This window comes from Chryseobacterium sp. D764 (genome assembly GCF_019317325.1).
In the GTDB taxonomy this organism is placed as follows: domain Bacteria; phylum Bacteroidota; class Bacteroidia; order Flavobacteriales; family Weeksellaceae; genus Chryseobacterium.
The window spans coordinates 1617460-1641345 of the sequence record NZ_CP079219.1 but is presented as its reverse complement, the minus strand read 5'-3'; the positions used below and the strand labels follow the sequence as shown (position 1 = coordinate 1641345).

Here is a 23886-nt window from a genome sequence, read left to right as displayed (position 1 = left end):
TTCCTCCTCCTTTTTCAGGGAGATATAAGAAATAGAATAATAAAATGTACAGGAGATGTACCCGGATTAAAGAAGCCTTGAACTTATGGCTTTCATTCCTACAGTAATGAATGTATCTCTTAAAAAGTTATGACATCATCATGTTGCACATCATATCAAAGCACATGTCTTGAGAAATACAGGTGTGCTGTGAAAAAGCAGACATTCTACAACACTTTTGCTGTGCCGGAGCTGCCACCATAATAGTGCATAGGTAAGAATCAAAGTAGTTCTTATTCATGAGAATAGAGTTTATTTTTTTTTAACTGTGTCAAAATTATTTAATAATTGATGAACCCCAGTAAAAAGAACGTATGAGATAAATCATATTAACCTACTGAATTAGTAGACTAATTGAAAATTATAGAATTTTTTTATTGTATGTGTCTGATAGCCATTAATTTAATTAATCATCTGAAATGTTAAAAAAATTATAAAAAAATAAGATTTGAAACTGTGAATTAACGTTAATATAATAAGTCTATTGTTTTTGTAGACTTTTTATTTATTTTATAACACAAGCTGCTGCCTGAACTGGGAATTGAGCAAGTGAAATTTTTGTAAGAGGTTTGGTTTTGGCTAAGAAGAGGATAGATCTGGTGAAATATTCTTTAGATGCATTTCGGAATTTTACACCAACAAAAAATTAAATAAATGAATATTGTTTTAACAGGTTCCATTGGGAACATCGGAAAACCACTTACAAAAGAACTTGTACAAAAAGGACACTCAGTTACAGTAATCAGCAGTAAGGAAGAAAGAATAGCTGCTATAGAAGCTTTGGGAGCAAAAGCTGCCATAGGCAGTATGTTTGATGCAGAATTTCTTACAGAAACGTTTACAGGAGCAGACATTGTTTATTTAATGGAAACAATGGAAGCCGCAGGAGATATGTTTGATAAAAACATTGATTTTATCGGAAAGATCGGTGAAATCGGTCGTCATTACAAAACTGCTGTAGAACGTTCAGGAGTGAAGAAGATTATCCATCTCAGCAGCATTGGTGCCCATACAGATAAGGGGACAGGCATTATTGTCTTTCATTATCATGTAGAGCAGATCCTGAAGCAGCTGCCGGATGATATTGCAATTAAATTCATTCGTCCTGTCGGTATTTATTTCAATATGTTTTCATTCATCAGTACGATAAAAAACAAAGGAGCCATTGTTTCCAATTGGGGAGGTGATCAGAAAGAACCGTGGGTTTCTCCGTTAGATATTGCAGATGTTGTAGCTGAGGAAATTGAAAAACCATTTGATGGGAAGACAGTACGTTATGTAGCCAGTGATGAGGTTTCTCCCAATGAAATTGCAAAAGCTTTGGGAGAATCAATCGGGAAGGCAGAGCTGTCATGGAAAGTGATTTCAGATCAGGAATTACTGAAAAGCTGGCTTGACATCGGTTTCAATGAACAGGTAGCTAAAGGTTTTGTAGAAACTCAGGCAAGTCAGGCAAGTGGAATTCTGTACGAAGATTATTATCAGCATCCACCTGTCCTGGGAAAGGTGAAACTGGCAGATTTTGCAATAGAATTTGCCGCTGCTTACCAAAATGAGGAAGTGTAAAATATTGAACAACAAAAGTCACAAAAGCTTTAAACACTTAAATAAACTTTAGAGGATATTGTTACGCAAAAGAAGAACACATAAGTTTTTAGAATCTTTGATTTTTAAAAGTGTACAATAATAACCACAGCATCTGTGAAAATCGATGTTCTCTGTGGTAAAACAATTTGTAATTTTATAGATATGGAAAGACGGGTTACAAAAAGAATAAAAACCATTACAGAATTTCACCGCTCAAGAGGATTACCGCCTCCTGAGCATCCGCTGATCAGTGTGATTGATTACAAAAATGTTAAGCGGCCTGCTGATATCGGAGAAGTTAACTGGATGCTGGATTTTTACCAGATTTCTTTGAAAACAGGAATGAATGGAAAGCTGAAGTATGGCCAGCAGGAATATGATTTTGATGAAGGAACTCTGTTTTTTATTTCCCCGAATCAGGTTTTCAGAATTGAAGCAGATTCCGGTATGAAGGATAAACAATCCGGCTGGATGCTGTTAATTCATCCTGATTTTCTGTGGAACACCTCAATGGCAAAGACCATAAAACAATATGATTTTTTTGACTATTCAGTGAATGAAGCTTTGTTTCTTTCAAAAAAAGAAGAGCTTACCATCAATGGAATTATAGAACATATTGAACAGGAATATCATGGGGTAATTGATAAATTTAGCCAGAATATTATCATCTCCCATATGGAAACACTGCTCAATTATTCCGAAAGGTTTTATGAAAGGCAGTTTATTACCAGAAAAATAACCAATCATAACATTCTTACCCGTTTAGAAACTTTATTGGTTGATTATTTCAATGATAATGATCTGGTGTCAAAAGGGTTGCCTACGGTACAGTTTACAGCAAAAGAACTTGGAATTTCACCCAATTATCTTAGCCGGCTATTAACAACCCTTACCGGGCAAAGTACCCAGCAGTTTATCCATGATAAGTTGATTGAAAAAGCGAAAGAAAAACTCTCTACGACAGATCTCTCAGTAAGTGAAATTGCTTATGAACTGGGCTTTGAGCATCCACAGTCCTTTACAAAACTATTTAAAAATAAAACCCGGCTTTCTCCGCTGGAGTTCAGAACCTCTTTTCAGTAGAAGATAAAGATAAGATACAAACAGCTTTATTATGAATGGTGCTGTTTGGATTTAATCCCTGTTTTATTGTATTTATTCCGGTATTCGATAGGAGATAAGCCCGTAATTCTGCGGAATATTTCCCGAAAGGCTTTCACATCAGAATAGCCTGCTTCATACATCACTTCATTGATGGTTTTTCGGGAGATTTCCAGTTCTTTTTTTGCAGATTCCACCTTTACTCTTTGTTGGTATTCAAGAGGAGTATTGCCGGTTGCTTTTATAAACCTGCGGTCAAAACTTCGTCTTCCAACTGTGAATTTCTGGGAAAGTGCTTCCATGGATATTTTCTCAGAAAAATTCTTTTCAATGTATTCCTGGGCCTGAATAATCATGTCATCACCATGCGATTTTTGCCCGTTAAAGATGATGAAATCCGATTGTGTTTCCCTGTCGATGTCAATTTGAAATATTTTGGAACAATAAATAGCCGTTTGTCTGTCGTAATATTTTTCAACCAGATAAAGAAGAAGGTTTAAGAAAGAATACCCTCCGCCATTTGTATAAATACCGTGTTCATCCGTAATGATTTTTTCTGCCCTTACATTCACTTTGGGAAACAGTTTTTTAAAATTGGCAACCGTATTCCAGTGGATAGAACAGCTTTTTGAATCCAGGAGTCCTGTAGAAGCCAATATATAAGCTCCAGTGCACATGCTGGCTACATCCGCTCCCTTTTTATACTGTTCCGATATCCAATGGACAAGTGCCGTATTTTGGTCATCTATTTTTGTGAAATTCGGGGCAATGGCAGGAATGACAATCAGATCGGTTTTCTGGACTGCTGCAATATTTTTCTGTGGAATCACGGTAAGCAAACCATTTACAAAATCAGAATGCTCAGAAACTCCTGCCAGCTCGATGGTGAATACCATATCTTTATTGTTGTGGCTGTAATACCTGTTTGCTTCCGTAAAAATATGATAGGTCCCTATAATACAGGATAATGTATTGGGTGCTGTCTGTGCATCGGGAACTAATATGGTTAAATGTTTCATATCGCAGAATGTAAAGGTGAATAAATTGTGCCGATTGTAACCTCATCTGTATCATACAAATATAAAAAAATAAGATGTCCGGATCAACCTCTTATAATGTCTATTTTACACCCCTTACAGGTCTTTCTATGTTCTTACCTTTGAATAAGTAAATAAGAGAATACAGTCCGAAAGGATGGCAGAAAAGAAAAAACTAACACTAATAACAAATAAAATTATGAAATCACAGGATTTTACAACAAGTATTACCGTTGATGCTGCGCCACAGCAGGTATTTGATGCCATTAATAATGTCCGGGGCTGGTGGTCTGAAAACATTGAAGGATCTACATCTGTACTGAACAGCGAATTTGCCTATCATTATCGTGATGTCCACCGGTGCAGGATAAAAATTACAGAAATGCAGCCCAATACCAGAGTGATGTGGCATGTTCTGGATAATGATTTTAATTTCATTGAAGATAAAACAGAATGGGTAGACACTCATATCGTATTTGATATCCATGAAAAAGAAGGAAAAACAGAACTTACATTTACCCATCAGGGGCTGATTCCTGAAGGTGAATGCTACGAGGTCTGCCATGACGCCTGGACTCATTATATTCAGGACAGTCTGAAATCCCTTATTACGACAGGTCAGGGGAAAGCAACTCCAAAAGAAGATTTTACGGTCTCTGATCATCCGGAGGAAAATACAGATACGAAAAGCATTTATCATAGATTGCTCATTACTGTACCTGTTGAAAAAGTATATGAAGCCATCACTACCCAGGAAGGATTAGCCGGATGGTGGACTCCGGATACGGAAGCAAAAGCTGAGATAGGCAGTATGCTGAGATTTGGTTTTGGACCTGATTATTTTAAAAAGATGGAAGTGGTGGATCTGAAACCTTATAGTCTGGTGAAGTGGCGTTGTATCAAGGGATTTGTGGACTGGGTTGGTACTACACTCACTTTTGAGCTGGAACCTCATAAAAAAGGATGTGTTTTATTATTCCATCATGATGGCTGGAAATCATACAATTCAGAATTTGCATCCTGCAGTTTTGACTGGGCCTTATTTTTCAGAAGTCTGAAATCTCTTTGTGAAACAGGAAAAGGTTTTCCATATCCGGAATTTGATAAAATAAATTAATGCTGTACTCCATAATTATCCGATCCTGATTGTCAGAATATCTAAAAATAGATAACTCTTATAGTTTTGATAAAAAAATAAAAAAATAAGGCTGTTTCACAGAGAAGACAGCCTTTTTCTTAAGATTGTTTTGTAATTCAGTGAATTGTACCTGCTGCCATCCTTGAAAAACTGTTTCTGAAATTTAAAAAATTGATATCTCTCATCATTCTTAATGGAATTGGTGTTCTTTTACAGAAAAATTAATTATATTTTTGATAATTATTTTATCTGCACAATTCTTTATCAGGAGCGATAAAGCATAACAATTGTAGAAAACCACGCCAATATTATGATGAAAAAATACCTTACTTATATAGCACTTTTGGGAGCACCTTTCTTTTGGGGACAAAATAAAGGGACTGAAACATCTGCTTACCAGCAAAACTGGAAATCGTTAGAGAAGGAAAATGAGGATATAGCATTTGACGCTGATATAAAACTGTCTGATGCTGAAACAGCTTTGGATAAAAAGATATTCCAAATACGTAAGCAATTTCTGAGCGATACAGAATCCAAAAAAATATCTTTATACAACAACTCTTTTTATGAATTAAGACCATTAATAGAAAGCAGTAAGTTGTATGAACTCCTACAGACCATGCCGAAAGGAGGTTTACTGCACACCCACAGCGGAGGAATAACGGAGGTGCAATGGATTATTTCGGCTGCCAGAAAATATCAGGAATGCTATGTTTACGATCAGAAAGATAATGATCAGTTCATTTTTGGACAGCTGGCTTTTTTTGAAAAAGGAAAAGTTCCGAATGGATTTGTCAGCCTTGATAAAAAACTGAACTCAACCCCGGATTTTGAAAAACAATTACAGGAACTTCTCACTCTGAAACGTGATAGCTTATGCTCTTACACAGATTATTGGATTGAATTTGAAAAACGTTTTAAGCGTATCAATCTGCTGCTTCCTTATCGTCCTTTCTTTAAAGAATATTATTTGAAAGGATTCCAGGATTTGATCAAAGATAAAGTACAGCACGTAGAAATCAGATATATTTTTGATGAGCTTTACGATTTCCAGCATGGGAAATATCCTCTAAAAACTTCCATCACAGATCTGCAGGACATTCTTAAAGAAATACATAAGTCTGATCCGCAATTCACCCTGAAACTGATCTATTCAAGCTTTAAATTCCTGGATAATGAAAGTATCGGAAAACAGCTTGAAACAGCGTTTGAGATGAAGAAAGAATTTCCGGATATGATCTCAGGTTTTGATCTTGTAGCAGATGAAGCTGCGGGACATAACATCAGTTTTTTCGAGAAGAACTGGGCAAAACTGAATGAACTTAACAAGAAGTATGGTGTAGAAATACCTCTTTTCCTTCACGCCGGAGAAAGTAACTCCGCCTTGAATAAAAATGTTCTGGATGTAGCTTTATTAAACAACAAAAGAATTGGACACGGACTGAATCTTATCTACTTCCCCAAAACCATGGAGCAGATCAGAAAACAGAATAAACTGGTTGAAGTAAGCCCCATCAGTAACCAGGTTCTGGGATATGTGAGTGATATGAGAAATCACCCTGCCAGAGTATTGTTAAGCAATGGAATACAGTGTTCCATCAGCAGTGATGATCCTTCAGTTTATGGATACGCAGGGCTTAGTTATGATTTCTGGGTAGCGCTGGTGTATTGGGAACTGGATGTAAAAGCATTGAAAAAACTGGTTTTCAATTCCATTAATTATTCTTCTTTGAATGAAAATGAGAAAAAGAAATCATTAACCTATCTGAACCAGCAATGGAATGATTTTGTCCAGAAAACAAATCAGAAATTAAACTAATCAGGGGTTTCCCGGAAAAAATAAAGAGCCTGTCTCAAACGTCGAACAATTTGACTTTTGTCATTCTGACGAAGGAAGAATCTCATTAACGATCAAACATATGAGATTCTTCATTACATTGCATTTCATTCAGAATGACACTTTTGAGATGGTCTTTTGCCTTTTATAGATTGATGAAGATTATTTTGTAAGCCTTGATCTGGATAACTCCTTTTTTACAGCAGTACCTAATTTTGATGGACTTACCTTTGTCAATACTAACGATTCACAACCGTTGAAGACTGCAAAACGTTTTACGGTTTCTACAAAAGGGGTAAGCCATACTTCAGGAGCTATTGTATTGTTTTCAATATGTAAATGAATAAGCTCAAATTTTTTTTCTTTTCTGTGGGCTTTACAATCAACTCTTCCTATAAACTGATTTCCAAACAGTATCGGCAGACAGAAATAACCATATTGTCTTTTTTCCTTTGGAGTATAACATTCCAGCCTGAAATCAAAATCAAAAATCTGTTTGATCCGGTCACGGTGAATAATAGAATTATCAAACGGTGACAGCAGCCGTACACTGGATTCTGTCAGAGCAAATGTTTTTTCCAGCAGATCATTTTGAACAAAAACGGAGTTTCCTCCATCAACCCTGACTTTCGATATTCTGTTTTCTTCCAGCATAGTTTGTAACACTATATTGACATTCTTCTTCAGGTCATTTCCACTCCTAAGATGGGTAATCTGCTTTACCGTAGTAAATCCATAAGCACGGAGATTGGTTGTTACCAGATATTCCGCCAGCTCAAGTGGAGTAGGTTCTGTGGTATTCATGGAAGTGGGTAGAACTCTTTCGGCCAGGTCATATGTTTTCTGCATACCGGAACGTCCGCTGATCATCAGGTCTCCCTGCATAAAAAGTCTTTCAAGAGCCAGTTTGGCAGGTTTCCAGTTCCACCAGGTTCCTGTTTTATGACTTTCGTTTTCGAAATCTCTTGCCCGTTTAGGGCCTTCGTGGCGGATGGTATCTGTAACGTACTGCATTACTTTTGGGTCTGCATTGTAGTAACGGGACTCCCCTCGTTTGATGGTCAGCATTTGAGGTAAAACATACCGAAAATCCTGCATTGGAAGATAAGAAGCGGCATGAAACCAATATTCGAATACTTTACGTTCTCCTACCAGTTCCTCCAGATCATCTGCTTTAAAGTCCGGGATTCTGGTCCAGAGCGTATGATGATGGGCGCGCTCCACCATAGACAAAGTATCAATCTGTATATATCCGAGATGCTCCAATGCATGAAGAACCGCATCTTTTCCGGTTCCGAATGGTGTATTTTGGGTTAATCCCTGACTATTTAATGTTGCAAGCTTTAAATGCTCCAAAGTCAACTTCTTTTCCATATCCGAAGAAAACAGATTTGTTTGTGATATTTTTTCAAATATAATGATTCCACCGAAAGCTTTGAGTAAGATGTCATTTAAATACTCGCATGGGATGGCTGGTGACAGAATACAGGTGAAGCATCAGTTGTTATGGTCGTTATCCCTTTTTAATTCTCTTTCAATCTCATTTACATAGGGCAACGGGAGATGAAAACTTTCTTCAATGTATTTTCTTATATATTCATCAGTTTTGCCATTTATTTTTCTGATAAAAAGCTGATTTCCGGATTGTAAGGATTCAATATAAGTGGATGTGTCCTGTGTGTTTTGAAAAATTGATTTCTCAACTACCGCTCTTTTATCATCATTGATGATGATATCACTAAATGAAGTATTCATAAGAACGGTCTGAAAAAATGATTCTGCCGGCAGAAAAGTATGAAGATAATAATCTTCAAAGTCCATTACTATTTTGTTACTGGTTAAAAATGTACAGGTTTCTCTGGTGAAAATAAACCATTTTCCGCCAATATAGGGGACCACTCCCTTCATAAATGTTCTTTTATAGATGAAGGATGAGATCATATAGGCTAATTCCGTAAAATGATTCTGTATTCTCTGCAGAGTATCCGGTCTGTAAAATTTCTGGTCATAATAAAAAAGATAATTCCGGTCTTTATTGGTGGAAAGAAACTGGCGGATGATATTTTGTGATTTCAGAGGATGATCTTCCCCGCTTAGGTTGATAAAATAATCCCATTCTTTACTTACATTTAATAGAAATTCCATAGCATTCAGCTCTGCCTGAACCATATTGAAGCCTCCTGACACAATATTCAGGCTGTCCAGAATATAGACATTCGGAAATTGAACGATGTACAGCTGTATTTCTTCAATGAATTCGGGCTTAGCTTTCCTGTCGATATGGATAAGATAAAACTGATCCCTTGTATAAATCTTCTGAAACATCTCTTTAAATACCTCAGGTTTATGATGTACCATAATAAAATAGGCAATCCTTACATGCGGGCCTGTAGGTGATTCCAGAGTTTTGGGATGAGGTTTGGCTATGGGATCGGAAATTTGCATGATTCGGAGTTTAAAATCATCCGCGATAGCAAACAATTTGATTGATTGGTAGAAGATAAGAATAATTTTTTGATAATCAATCATTTAAATAAAATTGTATTTGCCTTTTTTTATTGTAGGTTTGCAAAACATTTATAAAACAGGTCACTGCCTTTGCTATTCTGTCATAGTTTAAAATCACATTTTTTTCTTTCAGTTTTGCTTTTTCAGCTACCAATTTATAGTCTTCATTTCTTGGGCAGAAATCAAAGAGTATAAAGTTCTATTGTAGAGAAGCGATGCGTCATAGCTGGATAATCCATACTGTAGTAAGGATAATATTGTAGCTAAAACAAGAAAAATGATGAGCAGAAAAGAGTTTTCTTTATTTGTTTATCCTTAATGATATACCAACTCAATTCTGATAAACAGACTTGCTTACGAAATACCGGGAAGCCGGAATTTATAATGAATTTTAAAAATTTAAACCTAATCAATCCCATTATCCGTGCCATGACAGAAGCAGGATATTCCAGACCTACTGAAATACAGTGTAACGCAATTCCACTTATTTTAACGGGCAGGGATGTTGTAGGATGTTCCCAGTCAGGTACAGGAAAAACAGCAGCATTTATTATGCCTATTCTGCAACTGTTGAAAAGGCATACTACGGAACATAAAGAAATACGGATTTTAATACTTACGCCCACACCAGAATTAGCCAGACAGCTGGAAGAAAATCTTGGAATTTACAGTAAATATTTGCCATTGTCTCAGCTTTCTGTGTACGAAGGTATTCCTGTCGGAAGCCAGCTTGCAGCACTGAGAAAAAGAGTGGACATTCTTGTGGCAACACCGGGAAGGCTGCTCGATTTGGAAAATCAAAGACATATTGATCTTTCGAAAATTGAGGTATTTGTTTTGGATAAAGCAGATAAAATGCTTGAAATAGGCCTCATTAATGATATAAAAAAAGTAGTAAAACTGCTTCCCCAGAAAAGACAAAATCTGTTTTTTTCTACAACAATCCCGGGAAGTGTAAGGCATTTTGCCGGAACAATTCTGAACAATCCTGTGGAGGTTATTGTCAGTCCGGTTTCTTCTGCAGCGCAGACCGCTAAGCAGGCGGATGGTTTTGCAGAAAAAGAAAAGAAAAATGATGTGCAGACTGATACTCTGCAGAAAAAAAACATAAGAACAATGCTTCTTACACGTACCAAACATGTAACCAGCAAATTGGTCCAGCAGCCGTAGAATTTCAGTATACACCACTGAATCTATGTCTACAGGATCAGAACAAGAACCGGAATAGAATGAACAGCTATTTCATTTTTACAAATAGAATCTGTAACGTTTACAGACTATAATATATAATTTTTAATAATAATTACAATGCAAGAAGGCACCGTAAAATTTTTCAATGAAGCAAAAGGCTTCGGTTTTATTACTCCAGCAGATGGAAGTAAAGATATATTTGTACATTCTTCAGGATTAAACACAAGATCGATCCAGGAAAATGATAAAGTCGTTTTTGATGTACAAAAAAGTGATAAAGGTTTAAATGCTGTTAACGTTAAGTTAGCATAATTGAAATCTTAATTGCATAGATGTTAAATTAACATCTTTTGACATGTCAAGTCTCATATTTTTATATTTTTTACAATTCAACATCCATACACTTTAGTATCCGGATATATTGTTTGAAAAGACATTGATGTAAGTAGATTTTTTTTATTTTCATTATGTTCATTAGCCTCTTACTTTATGTGAGAGGTTTTTCGGGGATTCAAGAAGATTGATATCTGAAAAATAAAATATGAGACTTGATATGCAATCGTTACCGCATTCATTATAAATGCTGTACATATTTTAATCCCTTAAAAGGTCCAGGAAATAATATGATTGTTATCAATAATTTTGATGAGTACAAGGCTTGTGAAGGACAGATGATTGGAGATTCTGCCTGGCATATGATAGATCAGGAGCAGATCAACAGATTTGCAGATGCTACTTTAGACGATCAGTGGATCCATACAGATAAAGAAAGGGCAGAAAAAGAAGGCCCTTTTAAATCAACCATTGCTCATGGTTATCTGACCTTATCATTGATTCCTTATCTCTGGAAACAGATTGCCGATGTTCGCAATGTAAAAATGGAGATCAATTACGGGATCGAGAATCTTAAATTCGGAGACGCTGTGCCGGTAAACAGTGAGGTAAAGCTGCAGGCAACGGTAAAATCAGTAATCAACCTCAAGGGAACAGTAAAAGCAGTTGTTGAAGCCAAACTGCTCATTAAAGATCATATAAAACCTGCTTATACAGGAGATGTGGTTTTTCTTTATCATTTTTCCTGATACAAAATTTACACTGATAATTTTTAACTGAATGCTCCATGCAATAAAAAAGTATCATTGAATTCAATGATACTTTTAAGTTTTTGCCACCTGTTCTATGGGTTGTTAAAAACGGCTGCCCCTGTGTTTTACAATGAAAGCACTATTTTACCCAATAAAGGTCTGTTGCGTTTTGAATCCTCCATCCTCTGATGGGCTTTTTGAACCTCTTCAATAGGGTAGATACTGTCTATAACGGGTTTTACCTGTCCGGTTTCTATCAATTGGGTAATATGATGAAGCTCGTCTCTGCTTTGTCTGGTAAAAACAAAATGATACGTTGCATTTTTTTCCCAGGCATGGATAAGGTTTTGTGGCTGTGCAATATCAACCAGCGTTACTACAGTACCATAATCAGCTAAAGCCAGAGGGCTGTCTGAGAGCGTAGTTCCTCCAACCGTATCGATAATGACATCAACACCTTTTCCCTGGGTGTAAGACTGTATTTCTTCAACCCAGTTTTCTTTTTGATGATCAATGACCACATCCGCTCCGAGATGCTGAAGCTTTTCGTGTAAAATGCTCTGCCCTGTTGTGTACACATAAGCACCTAGCGATTTAGCCACCTGTATAGCGAGTGAGCCAACACCACCTGCACCTCCGAGAATGAGAATACGGTCTCCTTTTTTTATCTGAGCCCTTACCACGAGCATTTCCCATACCGTTCCTCCAATAAGCGGAATCGCAGCGGCTTCCTCATAGCTGATGTTATCTGGCATTCCGGATAATGAGGATTCGTCGGTAATGTGATATTCTGCATAACTGCCCGGTCCGCCAAAACGTGGCGAATAATAGACCTTATCACCAGGTTGCCATTTTGTTACAGCTTCACCCACGGCAACAACATTACCCGCAATATCATGGCCGGTTGTGATAGGTAATTCAAATTGAGATGCGTAGTCTCCACGTCTTACCTGATAATCCAGAGGATTTACCGAAGTTGCCCTTACTTTTACTAATACCTGAGAAGAATTTGTTATAAAAGGAGCGGGACTTTCCGTTACCTCCAGAACTTCCGGTCCTCCGTAGTTTTTTATGACAATTGTTTTCATAATTAAATATTTCGCTTACTTTTTATTAGTTTAAGACCTGCATTTACTATTGAGGCAGTGTTCCCGTAAATTCAAATATTTCGGCACCTATTTCTTCAGCGTTGGTTTCCAGCGCAAAGTGCCCGGTATCATAAAATTTTAATTTTGCATTGGGAAGATCTTTTTTATAAGCTTCAGCTCCTGCAGGCAAAAAGTATGGATCTTTGTTTCCCCATACCAATAACATCTTTGGCTGGTGTTTTCTGAAATATTCATGGAATTTGGGATATAAAGCTACATTGGTTCTGTAATCTTTCATTAAGTCCAGCTGGATCTCTATATTACCCGGTCTGTCAAGGAATTTCTGATCAAGGGTATACGATTCCGGTGCAATGAGAGAAGGATCAGAAACACCATGATAATATTGAAATTGGGTCGCTTCTTTAGAAACAAAGTCTTTCAATGCAAGGCGGTTTTCCTGTGAGGGATCTTTCCAGTATTTCTGTATAGGATTCCATTCCTTGCTTAATCCTTCTTCATAGGCGTTTCCGTTTTGGGAGACGATACCAGTGATCTTTTCAGGATTGTTCATAGCCAGGCGTAAGCCTACCGGAGCTCCATAATCAAAGATATAAACCGCAAAACGTTTCATTCCCAGTTTATCAATAAATGCCTGTACCGTTTCTGCAAGATGGTCAAAGGTATATGAGAACTGCTGGTGATCCGGAGCATCAGAATAACCAAAACCAGGCAGATCTGGAGCGATGACATGGTATTTTTTACTCAAAATCGGGATCAGGTTTCTGAACATATGGGATGAAGTAGGGTATCCGTGCAGTAAAAGTATTGCAGGAGCATCAGTTGGGCCTGATTCTCTGTAAAATAGGTTTAGATCATTTACTTTAATGTTTCTGTAGTGGATAGGATGGTTTTCCATAATGTGATTGTTTAAAGTTAATTTTTGTTTGGATTGAGCCATGGTCATATTGCTCATCACTAAGCCAAGCGACAGGCTTGCAATTAATTGTCTTGAAATTGTTTTCATTGATTTTTTTGACAGTTCAAAATTAATACGGATATTTGATTACTGGAAACGATTAATTATAATCAATACAATCACTTTTAATGATTAGTTGAAATGAATATAAACGATTTGAAAATATTTGAAGCCGTTGCAGAAAGTGGAAGTTTTACCAAAGCCGCTTCCACGATGTTTACGGTTCAGTCCAATGTTACGGCAAGAATAAAAAGTCTTGAAGATGAGTTTGATACTAAGCTTTTTTCACGTACATCCAGGAAAGTAGAGCTTACTTCTGAAGGGATGATCCTGATGCAGTATTCTAAACAGATTCAGCATTTGGTGGAAGAAGCAAAGAACAATATTCTGAGCGGTGAAAATATAAGAGGATGTCTGAAAATAGGCTGTATAGAAACAACAATGGCTTTGAAAGTACCCGAGATCCTCAATACTTTTGACGAAAAATATCCCGGTATCGAGCTGGAGTTTAAATCTGATACAAGAGATGCCGTACTTTCCGGAGTTCTGGATTACAGGCTTGATGCTGCTTTCGTTTCCGCTCCCGTAAATGCCAAAGGACTGGAAAAGATCTGTATTAAAGAAGAGCAGCTTGTCATTCTTACCTCATCAAAAGGCCCGAACCTGCAAACCCTGATTGCGAACGAACCCCTGAAGATCGTCGTATTTGATGAGGGCTGTATTTTCAGAGAAAGATTAGAATCGTGGCTTAGCCATAAAGGAATTCTGAATTATAAAAGTACCACCCTGAATTCTATTGAGGGTGTGATTAATTTCGTAGAAGCAGGTTTGGGAATCAGCATACTGCCGGAAGAAATTGTCTCCAAATATTACGCAGGAAGAAACATTAAGACCTATGGCCTCAATAAGCAGCTGGGAACCATGAACACCATTCTTGTTTTCAGAAAAGACGGACCGCAGTCCAAAGCTTTGCAGTGCTTTATTGATATGCATGCGCAATTATTATGATCTATTACAATTTGTTTTTGATTTCAGGAAGCGTAATTTCTTTGTTATAGAGCAGATTAACTACATTTTTTATGAAATCCTCCTTTTTAATCCGTTCTCCATTGGTATTATAAGCGATGGAGAGATCTGCCTCTTTATTATAGATGAGAATAGCGTGTGATCCTAAGGTATCGCCGCCATGGCCGTAAAATGTAATGCCATTAAAGTCCCAGATTGCCATTCCTCTTCCCCAATTTTCCTTTCCCAATACAGGTTCCATCAGTTTCAGTGTTTCTTTTTTCAGAATGACATTATGGAATAAACTGTTGATGAAAATATTCAGATCATAAGGGGTTGAAGAGATATCACCCACGCCGGTTACATTGAGAAAGTCTATTTCCTCTTTCAACATACTCCAGGAATTGTTTTCATAACGATAAGGCAGGAATATGTTTTTTTGATTGGCTTTGAAAGGTATTAAATTCTTTAATCGGAGAGGCTTTATAATTTCTGATTGAACGATCTTGTAAAACGATTTTTCATATTTTCTTTCGAGAATTTTTGTTAAAAGATAATACGCAGAGTTAGAATATGCCACTTTTTCACCGGGCTCAAAACTCTTTCCCTGTTTGATGATCAAATCCATTATCTCTTTGTCCTTTACTTTTCCGGTAACCCATACTTCTCCATCTTTCACCACATAGCTTCCCAGCCCGCTGGTATGTTCCAATAAATTTTTAATGGTCATTTTATCAGAATTGGGAATCTCCGGATAAAACTCTGAAAGTTGAGTATTGAGATTCAGTTTGTTTTTTTCAATTAACCTGAAAACTAAAACGGCTGTAATCATTTTCGTAACAGAGCCTACCTGATATTTAGTATTCTTATTATAAGTTAATTCCGGGATATTTTTTTGTCCGAAATTTTTAGAATAAACCTCTTTACCATTTTTAAAAATAGATAAACTGCCCACTCCCAGATTATTCTTTTCAATATAACTGAAATAATGATCTAATTTTTCCGGGTTGATGGTTTGTGAAAAAAAATAATTGGAAATAAGAAGAAGTAGTAATGTAATTTTAATATTCATGATGAGTTTTTGTGGGTTAGTCATTCATAAAACAACCTTAAGGGTAAGAATATTACATAGTATGATGCTTCTGTCCCCCAAAACTTACTTAAGTGTTTAAAGCTCTTATGTTTTGGTTTAAAAATTAAAGATCCTCAATTCGCCTACAAAGCTCTGCGATTAGACTACAATTTCAGGAAACAGGCTTTATAATTTTGCTTTGTCAATAAAACATTTAAAATTATGATACAACAAAATAGAATCTGGTTTATAACCGGAGCATCAAGAGGGTTCGGACGTATCTGGACTGAAGCAGCGTTGGAACGTGGTGATAAAGTAGTGGCCACCGCAAGAAAACTGGAGAGCATAGCCGATTTGAAGGAGAAATATGGGGATAACGTACTTACTTTAGCACTGGATGTTACACATCCTGAACAGGTAAAAGAAGCTGTACATAAAGCTCATCAGCATTTCGGAAAACTGGATATTGTACTGAATAATGCCGGATATTCGCTGGTAGGAACCATAGAAGAGGCGGGTGCAGATGAAATCCGTGCTTTATATGAAACCAATATTTTGGGTCCTGTAAGTGTCATTCAGGCAGCGTTGCCGATCATGAGAGAGCAGGGATACGGGCATATTCTAGGGACATCCAGTAATCTCGGACACGTTACATTGCCAGTCATTGGGTATTACAGTTCTTCCAAATGGGCTTTTGAAGCCATCCATGAGAGCCTTGCAGAAGAGATCAAACAATTCGGGATCAAAGTGACTATTATAGAACCTGGGGCCTATGCTACAGAATTCGGAAGTCAGGATTCCCTGAAGTTTTCCCAGAACATGGAGGTGTACAATGACTTTAAGACAGAATTTATGAAGACCATTCAGTCTTATGAGAAAGGAGATCCTAGAGCAACACCGGAAGCGCTCTTCAAAGTGATAGATGCTGAAAATCCACCGTTGCGTTTTCATCTGGGAAGCCATAACCTTCCTTTGGTGAAGTCTGTATATGCAGAAAGAATCAATCTTTGGGAAGCCTGGGATGAAGTTTCCAGTGCCGCGCAGGGATCATAATAAACTGTAACAACCGGTTATAAAATTATAGCCGGTTTTTCGTACCTTTAAAATACCATTTATGAAAAAGACAGATCAAACTCCATTCAAATTTGAATCGTTATCAGATGCCAGCCAGTTTTTCGGACTGCCAAAACCGAAGCATCCTCTCATTAGCTTAATGAATGGGGCACATAATCTGGTCGCTACTGATAAATTGTCTCAAAAACATGTTCTGAGTTTCTATAAGATCTCCTATAAACCCAAACTGGAAGGCAGAATAGAATACGGACAGGGCTACTACGATTTTAATGAAGGCGGACTACTCTTTGCAGCACCCGGCCAGGTGATAGGAGGGAACGGGAACAGTGATACGGTGTGCTCACAATATTCTCTGCTTATTCATCCTGATTTCTTTTTAGGATATCCCATCGCCAGGAAGATCAGGCAATATGGTTTTTTCTCCTATTCCACAAAAGAAACCCTGCATCTTTCTGAAGAAGAAAAAAATACGGTACTTTCTATTTTCAATTTTATTGAATCTGAACTCAACAGCCGTATTGATGACTTCAGCCATGATGTGATGATCTCTCAGATAGAATTGCTTCTGAACTATGCCAACCGTTTTTATAAGCGCCAGTTTATCACCCGTAAAGCAACCAGCAGCACTCTTCTGCAAAAATTTGAAGATTTGCTGGATGGATATTTTAAAGATGAAATGTCTCTTAATAAAGGAATACCTACGGTGAGTTATTTTGCAGAAAACCTCCATCTTTCACCCAGCTATTTAAGTGATATGCTGCGTTCCTTAACGGGGCAGAGTACCCAGCAGCATATTCATGATAAACTAATCAGCCAAGCCAAAGAAATGCTTTCCACCACCAATCTGTCTGTAAGTGAAGTGGCGTATGCACTGGGGTTTGAGCATTCCCAGTCATTCAGTAGTTTATTTAAAACCAAAACCAAACTTTCTCCATTAGAATTCAGGAAGTCTTTCAATTAACCTTTGCGGTACATAGGCTGCATTAACGGTCAAGTCTGTAAATAAACTCCTCAATCTCGGTTTGTCTCTCATTGGCAAAGCCTTTATCTGTACCGGTTTTTACAAAACCACAGTTTTCCAGTACTTTCTGTGAACCCAGATTGTCAAAGGCAACACGTCCGAAAATAGGTCTGGTGGTTTCAAGGGTAAGAAAATCTTTCAGTGCTGTGGTGGCAACCCCTTTTCCCCAGAAAGGCTTGTCAATCCAATAGGTGATTTCTGCATCACCTTCCATGATGAACCTGGCAATGCTTCCGGCGATCTCATTACCAACGATAATCGTCTGGTTGTTGATGGTAGGATCAGCCAGCAATCTGGTGTATTTGGCCAGATAAGCTTCTTTATCGGTGGAATCTTTTGAAGTAAAGGCTGCCAGATGCCTTCCTTCATGATCAAGCTGAAATTCAAAAAGAACATCCAGATCAGCCACTACAGTCGGCCTGAGTTGTATTTCATTGGCATTGTTTTTCATTTGGAATGGTGTTTTGGTTGATTTTCAAATATAATTAAATATTGGGATCAATAATAATTTCAACTCTGGAGAGAATTATTGTTTTCCGCCACATGTAAGACAAATACCATCCATATCAATTACGTTACCCATGCAGTTTTTAATATTGCAATCTATTCTTTCTACTTCATTTTCAAAATTGCAATTGATACAATATAGCATTGTCGAAAAAGGTTTATTAGGTGTGAGAAATGCCCACTTACTCATTAATTGTTGGCCTTTTGAATTTGTTTCATAGAAACAGGTAGGACAAAGGTATTTTCTTCCACTCAATTCAAAATTTAAAAATTTATTTATTTGTTTTATACCAATTGTAACCTCCAGAAAATCTAAAAATTTATAAGATTGTATACTCTCAAAATCCCAATCATAATAACCAAAAAGAGGATTCGATTGATTCCATTTTTTTATGTCATTAAACCATTGATCTTTTCCAAAGAAATAAGTATAAGCTTTTAAGATGTCAATTATAATAATATTTGGAGTATTTAAGATATTTCCGACTCCATGAATTGCATTGTTTCTATTCTGTCTAATATCTTCAATGAATTTTATTTTTTCTGAACTAAGCTCGAGATTAGTAACAGTACAAAAAGTATGAAGAAGGTTTTCACCAGCATATGTATACATAGAAGAGTACTCTACATCTTTACTTTCTGGTAGGCTAGGCCAATCCGATCTTTTTTGTTCAAGAAGTAAATAAGGAGAATTTTTTACAATTACACTTTTCATGTAAGCTTCAACTCCTTGATGTAATAAGATAATAGATGTTCTAAAAGTTGGTTCGTTATGATTCCAAACTTCATTTAATGGTACCTCTTCATTTATATTTTCATTATCATATTTTTTGTATTCACAATAAATCTTAAAAAATGATTCCAGAGCTTGAATTAAGCACTCTTTTGCCACTTTTTCAAAATCTTCATATTCTGGTATATTTGTTATCATAGCTTGGTCACTCGGTTCTAAAATTAATAAGTTGTATTCTAGGTGTTTGGTGTTTTAATTTATAAAAAAAACTAATTGTTATTTAAAATTAAATGTGGATTTTAAAATCTATCAAGAATTTGTGGGCAGATAAGCTTTATGTCCTCTACCCCCTTCAGGAAGTCCCTCGAGGCAGTATGATAAGGGCTAGACCCCTTCTAATAACGGTCTCGAGCCCCTTATGTAACACCCTTTACCCCCTTATACAACCCCCTATACCCCCTTACCCAAGGGGGTAGATCCCCTTACTTAACAGGGTAGATCCCCTTACTCAAGGGGGTAGAGGCAGTTCGGAAGTCCCTGGAGAGGGTATGATAAGTGGGTAGAGCCCCTTAGATAACGGTCTGGAGGTAGTTTGTAGGTTTCAGGACATACTTATATCATTGTCAATATACACTTATCTAAGTGTCAGTAGACAGTTCTTTAAGTGTCAGAACGACTAGGGAAGAAGCTGAAGCTATTTCTGTAAGTGGTTCCAGACACTTGAGTAAGTGTTGCCGATTAATTTTTAAGGGGGTATAAGAGGTTTATGAAAACGCTGAACCAATCTGGTTAATAATATTCAAATACTCTTTCTATTTTTTGTTGTATTGCTCCCTGATCATCTACTAATTCTTCATAAATGGAGTTGGCTTGCGGATCAAGCTTTACATTCGTATAAATGAGCTTAGATTTTTTTTGCTTAGTGGCATCTTCAAGAAGGGTTTCACTTCTCATTTCATTGATGTACGTGTAGAAAATAGTGCTGTTAACTGGGGTTTCAAAGAAATTTCCGGTTTCTTCTGTTTTTATAAGACGATTATTTTTGTCGAAATAAAACAACTTGCTAAGTGATATATTGTGAACAGAATCTTTTGAAACTCTTTTGTATAGAGAATCCGAAACTTTTTCAAAATAGCCTGTAGTTTCTATCTTCTTATTTCCAGGATTAAAGGCTTCAAAATAGCGTTTGGCTTTATCCTTTGAATGGTAGGTAATGATTTTATTGATAGACCTTTCATGAGAAGATCCGCTTCCGATAGCATTGTAATATTCTATTTTTGTCAGAAAACCCTCTTTGTCATAATAGGAAATATTTTTATAAATGTTCTCCGGTGAATAAGTGATGATCTCTGTGATGGTTTTGGGATACCCGAAATAGTTAGAAAACTTCAGATCATTAATGATAGATTTTTCCTGACCACTTACAAGAGCATACAACAGAATAAACAGATAGCTGAGTTTTGTTTTCATATGGTAAGTGTTAGGGAGTTCCATAATTTTCGCTAAGTTTCAAATATAGGCAACTCTCTTTAATAATGAAAAATAGAACAGGCTTTTGTTTGAAATAGAATCTCCAAGGTGGGTGAGGCTTTTAAAAAGTATTTGATATTTACTAATTCCCTTGAATTTTAAAAAGTTTTCTCTTAAAAAATTAAAATAATAAGATAAAAATTTTTAAATTGGAAGTTGAATAATTAATTTGGAGTAATGGCAGATAATTTTATACATAGCGCAGAGAGAATGCGAGATAGTAGTAATATTTTACACCTTAATAAAGACTTTCATAACTCTTGCTATATGGCTGGTTATGTTGTAGAATGCTATCTGAAAATTTTTATGAATTTTTCATTATCTATTCCTAGTTCTAATCCTCGATTCTATGGTCATAATATAAATCAATTAAGCGCAGATCTTTACTATGCTGCTACAAGTGCAGCGTCAGCTTCTGCCTATCGTAGTTATATTATTGATGTACATACTGAATGTAGCAATATTATTAATACATGGAATCCTATAAAAAGATATGAAGATAATCCGAATGCTTGGGATGAAATGATGTCTATTAACTTTCATCAGGAAAAGGAAAAATGTTTTGATATGCTTACTAAAATGACAATTGATAATGTAATTTAAATAATAATGAATAGTTTTGATGATATAAAGAAAAAAGTTGAATTGGAAACTTGTGAAATTGTAAAGCAAGGTAGCGCATATATTGTGTGCGATATTCATGCAAGATTCTCAATATACTTACTAAATCCTGATCCAACTTACCCTATTATTTTGAAAGATAGGCTTAATGAAATTATTGAAAGAATTGTTGAGATCGACAAAGATGGTTTTATTTATAATGATATCAATCATCCTAATTACTTGCCACCCTTTAAATTAAATGATTGTGTTTGGTACGTAGATAGACACGTTGGTCTACAGAATTGGGATTTAATGAACAAATATTCTAGTGAAATTCCTATTATTGCTTTTTATTCATTTAAGGGAGGATTGGGAAGGACAACTAGTCTCGTTTTAACAGCTATTCAACTAGCAAGACAAGGTAAAAAAGTAGCTTTATTAGACTTTGACTTGGAAGCGCCTGGGTTAGCAACCTTATTTTCTAACGATTTTCCTGATATAGAACAATTTAAAGGTGTTACAGACTTTATTGTTGATATAATGGCTACTAAATTTGAGTCAGATAAGTTAGAAATTGGCAATTATTACTATAATATTAATAGACAAGAAATCGTAGGTAATTTAGGAGGGGAACTTATGATATTTCCTGCTGCATTAATGAGTGAAAATGAGAATTCATATTTGAGTAAATTCTCCAAAGTAAATGCAACTTTTCAAAATAATCAAGCTTCTCCAATAGATATATTATTAGAAAGTATTGAAAAAGACCTAAAACCAGATTTCATCCTTATTGATACACGTACAGGATTAAATGATTTAGGAGGTTTATTTTTAACAAGGTATGCAAGCAAATCTTTTTTGTTTTTTTATGGAAATCGCCAGAATATGTTTGGTTTAGAGTCTATTCTTCCAAAAATTAAACAACAGAATCTGAAATTTTATTTAGTAAATTCTCCAGTACCTGCATCTCCTCTCGCTGAAGATGAAAGAAACTATTTTCTACAACACTCTTATAATTTATTTAGTGATTTATACTATGAAGATGACTCTCCATATATAAATGATGAAACGGCTCCACATTATCCAATAGAAGTACCATATAATAATTTAGCAGTACTTCTAAATAATTCAGAGAAATTAAAATCTTTGGTTGAAGAAAATTCTGGAAATAATGTGTATAAGACTATGTCATCTCTTATATATGAGGAAAAACAAGAGATAGTGCCACAAGAAGAAATAACAGCTGAAATTGGAAAAGAGCTTCTAGAAGGTCTTGCATCAATTTCTCCTGAAGGCTCGTCAGCTGCTGAGTATGAATTTCATACTTCTGAAGACTTATTAAATAAATTTTACCCTCGAAAGGATTATAAATTTATTTTTGATAGAAATAAATATTTAATTCTAGGTGAAAAAGGAGCTGGTAAAACAGCTTTGTATGCTGTTCTTTCAAATAAAGAATTTGCAATTGACCTGGCTGCATATTGTGAAATAAATGATGGTGAAATGCAATCTTCAACTTGGATAAAGGGGTTAGATAGAACTTCAGACTATCCATCAGAATCTGTTTTTGAAAGTATTATGGGTGAAGACCATAAAACTTTAAGAAACTTTTGGAAACTTTTACTATTAAAATCCATTAAAAAAAGCAAGGACAATAATGTTTATCAAGAAGATTGGAAAGAATTTATTAAAAATGCCAGGACTTTTGATCCATTAGATATTGATGATGAAATAAAAAAAATATGTTCTGATTTAGAAATAGAAAAGACCTATATAACTGTTATTTATGATTATCTTGATGTATTAATACGTGAGGAAAGCGATTCTCGAGGAAGAATTTTAAGTGCTTTAGTAGAAGTATGGAGGAGTATACAAACATATCAAAGTAGACTTAGCACAAAAATATTTATGAGAAACGACATTTTTGAGCGCGAAGTGAATTTAACTGATAAAGTAAAGCTTAATAATCATATATCTACAATTAGTTGGGATTATGATCAATTATTAAATATTGTCTGGAAAAGGGTATGGCAAACTAATAAATTGCCACTTTGGATGAAGGATATGATTAGCGATAGGTCGGAATCAATTAATAGTTTAGGAATTATCCCAGAATTGGCTGAACAAGATAATAGGAAATTGTTAGAACGGTTATTAGGTCAGTATATGGGAGGAAATAATAAAGCTTTTCCTTATAATTGGATATTATATCACGTTAGTGATACTAAAAAACAAATACAACCAAGAAGTTTATTGAATTTATTTGGTGAAACCGCTAATGTACAAATTCAGAATAAACAATTTACGGGTGATTATCCATTAAGACCTGCAAGTATGGAAATGGCTATGTCTAAGGTATCTACGCATAGAGTACAAGATATAAAAGAAGAATATCCAATATTAAAAGGTATTTTTGATAATTTGAGTAATTATCATCAACAATTTCCTATAGAAGAATCAACTCTTGAAAATGCTTTAAGTAAACTCGTTGATGCTACACCTGAACTTAAAATTTTACCAATTCCAGAAATAAAAAAAAGATTAGAAGATATAGGAGTATTGTATGAATATAAGTTTACTCCTAAAAACAAGGAAAAAAGATACCATATTCCAGATTTATATTTAATCGGTATGGGGCTCAAAAGAAAAGGTCCAGGTGCGCATAAAGCATTGTTTGGGAAAAAATGATTGCTTTTATAATTATTTTGATAAATATTTTGTATTTATATATAATGAAGCATATTTTTTTAAAAA

Annotated in this window: 21 protein-coding genes; 12 read left to right on the top strand and 9 right to left on the bottom strand. The window is 35.7% G+C overall.

Annotation, left to right across the window (positions count from 1 at the left end; all coding sequences use genetic code 11):
- The first annotated feature begins 693 nt into the window (after window positions 1–693).
- Window positions 694–1605 (top strand): SDR family oxidoreductase, encoded by a 912-nt coding sequence (locus KYG33_RS07370; protein WP_219072966.1) that lies wholly within the window; start codon window positions 694–696, stop codon window positions 1603–1605.
- Window positions 1606–1788: 183 nt separating this feature from the next.
- Window positions 1789–2709: an AraC family transcriptional regulator gene (locus KYG33_RS07365; protein ID WP_219072965.1), complete on the top strand. Its 921-nt coding sequence runs from the start codon at window positions 1789–1791 to the stop codon at window positions 2707–2709.
- 29 nt (window positions 2710–2738) lie between these two features.
- Here KYG33_RS07365 and KYG33_RS07360 read toward each other — a convergent pair whose 3' ends face one another.
- Entirely contained in the window at window positions 2739–3746 is a 1008-nt protein-coding gene (locus KYG33_RS07360) for a GlxA family transcriptional regulator (protein WP_219072964.1), read from the bottom strand.
- A gap of 217 nt (window positions 3747–3963) precedes the next feature.
- Here KYG33_RS07360 and KYG33_RS07355 point away from each other — a divergent pair, with 217 nt between their 5' ends.
- Complete coding sequence (locus KYG33_RS07355) at window positions 3964–4881, top strand: SRPBCC family protein (RefSeq protein WP_219072963.1); 918 nt, start codon at window positions 3964–3966, stop codon at window positions 4879–4881.
- Between the two features lie 331 nt (window positions 4882–5212).
- Complete coding sequence (locus tag KYG33_RS07350; RefSeq protein WP_219072962.1) at window positions 5213–6721, top strand: adenosine kinase; 1509 nt, start codon at window positions 5213–5215, stop codon at window positions 6719–6721.
- Window positions 6722–6901: 180 nt separating this feature from the next.
- On the opposite strand, the gene KYG33_RS07345 is transcribed toward KYG33_RS07350, so the two are convergent.
- Entirely contained in the window at window positions 6902–8113 is a 1212-nt protein-coding gene (locus KYG33_RS07345; protein WP_180564123.1) for a winged helix-turn-helix domain-containing protein, read from the bottom strand.
- A gap of 123 nt (window positions 8114–8236) precedes the next feature.
- Window positions 8237–9184, bottom strand: a complete 948-nt coding sequence (locus tag KYG33_RS07340; protein WP_077418746.1) for a beta-1,6-N-acetylglucosaminyltransferase — start codon at window positions 9182–9184, stop codon at window positions 8237–8239.
- A gap of 447 nt (window positions 9185–9631) precedes the next feature.
- Here KYG33_RS07340 and KYG33_RS07335 point away from each other — a divergent pair, with 447 nt between their 5' ends.
- From KYG33_RS07335 to KYG33_RS07325, 3 genes are all read left to right on the top strand, one after another.
- Window positions 9632–10417, top strand: coding sequence for a DEAD/DEAH box helicase (locus KYG33_RS07335; RefSeq protein ID WP_257468951.1), 786 nt, complete (start codon window positions 9632–9634; stop codon window positions 10415–10417).
- 138 nt (window positions 10418–10555) lie between these two features.
- Complete coding sequence (locus KYG33_RS07330; protein WP_077418640.1) at window positions 10556–10750, top strand: cold-shock protein; 195 nt, start codon at window positions 10556–10558, stop codon at window positions 10748–10750.
- Window positions 10751–11061: 311 nt separating this feature from the next.
- Entirely contained in the window at window positions 11062–11520 is a 459-nt protein-coding gene (locus KYG33_RS07325; protein WP_219072960.1) for a MaoC family dehydratase, read from the top strand.
- A 128-nt stretch (window positions 11521–11648) separates the two neighbouring features.
- On the opposite strand, the gene KYG33_RS07320 is transcribed toward KYG33_RS07325, so the two are convergent.
- A complete protein-coding gene (locus KYG33_RS07320; protein WP_219072959.1) occupies window positions 11649–12611 on the bottom strand; it encodes a zinc-binding dehydrogenase in 963 nt (320 codons plus the stop codon).
- Between the two features lie 46 nt (window positions 12612–12657).
- The gene (locus KYG33_RS07315) at window positions 12658–13635 is read right to left on the bottom strand and encodes an alpha/beta fold hydrolase (RefSeq protein WP_219072958.1); all 978 of its coding nucleotides are present in this window, start codon (window positions 13633–13635) and stop codon (window positions 12658–12660) included.
- A 93-nt stretch (window positions 13636–13728) separates the two neighbouring features.
- Between KYG33_RS07315 and KYG33_RS07310 the strand changes: the two genes are divergently transcribed.
- Entirely contained in the window at window positions 13729–14595 is an 867-nt protein-coding gene (locus tag KYG33_RS07310) for a LysR family transcriptional regulator (protein WP_077418644.1), read from the top strand.
- 4 nt (window positions 14596–14599) lie between these two features.
- On the opposite strand, the gene KYG33_RS07305 is transcribed toward KYG33_RS07310, so the two are convergent.
- On the bottom strand, window positions 14600–15664 hold the full coding sequence (locus tag KYG33_RS07305) for a serine hydrolase domain-containing protein (RefSeq protein ID WP_219072957.1): 1065 nt from the start codon (window positions 15662–15664) through the stop codon (window positions 14600–14602).
- A 222-nt stretch (window positions 15665–15886) separates the two neighbouring features.
- On the opposite strand from KYG33_RS07305, the gene KYG33_RS07300 reads away from it, so the two are divergent.
- Window positions 15887–16717, top strand: coding sequence for an SDR family NAD(P)-dependent oxidoreductase (locus KYG33_RS07300; protein WP_219072956.1), 831 nt, complete (start codon window positions 15887–15889; stop codon window positions 16715–16717).
- Window positions 16718–16778: 61 nt separating this feature from the next.
- Entirely contained in the window at window positions 16779–17699 is a 921-nt protein-coding gene (locus KYG33_RS07295; protein ID WP_047388223.1) for a helix-turn-helix domain-containing protein, read from the top strand.
- A 22-nt stretch (window positions 17700–17721) separates the two neighbouring features.
- Here KYG33_RS07295 and KYG33_RS07290 read toward each other — a convergent pair whose 3' ends face one another.
- The 3 genes from KYG33_RS07290 to KYG33_RS07280 all read right to left on the bottom strand — a co-directional run bounded on the left by KYG33_RS07290 (window position 17722) and on the right by KYG33_RS07280 (window position 20469).
- The gene (locus tag KYG33_RS07290) at window positions 17722–18210 is read right to left on the bottom strand and encodes a GNAT family N-acetyltransferase (protein ID WP_219072955.1); all 489 of its coding nucleotides are present in this window, start codon (window positions 18208–18210) and stop codon (window positions 17722–17724) included.
- A 75-nt stretch (window positions 18211–18285) separates the two neighbouring features.
- Window positions 18286–19197, bottom strand: a complete 912-nt coding sequence (locus tag KYG33_RS07285; RefSeq protein ID WP_219072954.1) for a hypothetical protein — start codon at window positions 19195–19197, stop codon at window positions 18286–18288.
- A 591-nt stretch (window positions 19198–19788) separates the two neighbouring features.
- Window positions 19789–20469 (bottom strand): hypothetical protein, encoded by a 681-nt coding sequence (locus tag KYG33_RS07280; RefSeq protein ID WP_219072953.1) that lies wholly within the window; start codon window positions 20467–20469, stop codon window positions 19789–19791.
- Between the two features lie 237 nt (window positions 20470–20706).
- Here KYG33_RS07280 and KYG33_RS07275 point away from each other — a divergent pair, with 237 nt between their 5' ends.
- Window positions 20707–21132, top strand: coding sequence for a hypothetical protein (locus KYG33_RS07275; RefSeq protein ID WP_219072952.1), 426 nt, complete (start codon window positions 20707–20709; stop codon window positions 21130–21132).
- 6 nt (window positions 21133–21138) lie between these two features.
- Entirely contained in the window at window positions 21139–23820 is a 2682-nt protein-coding gene (locus tag KYG33_RS07270) for a P-loop ATPase, Sll1717 family (RefSeq protein WP_219072951.1), read from the top strand.
- Window positions 23821–23886 lie beyond the last annotated feature (66 nt).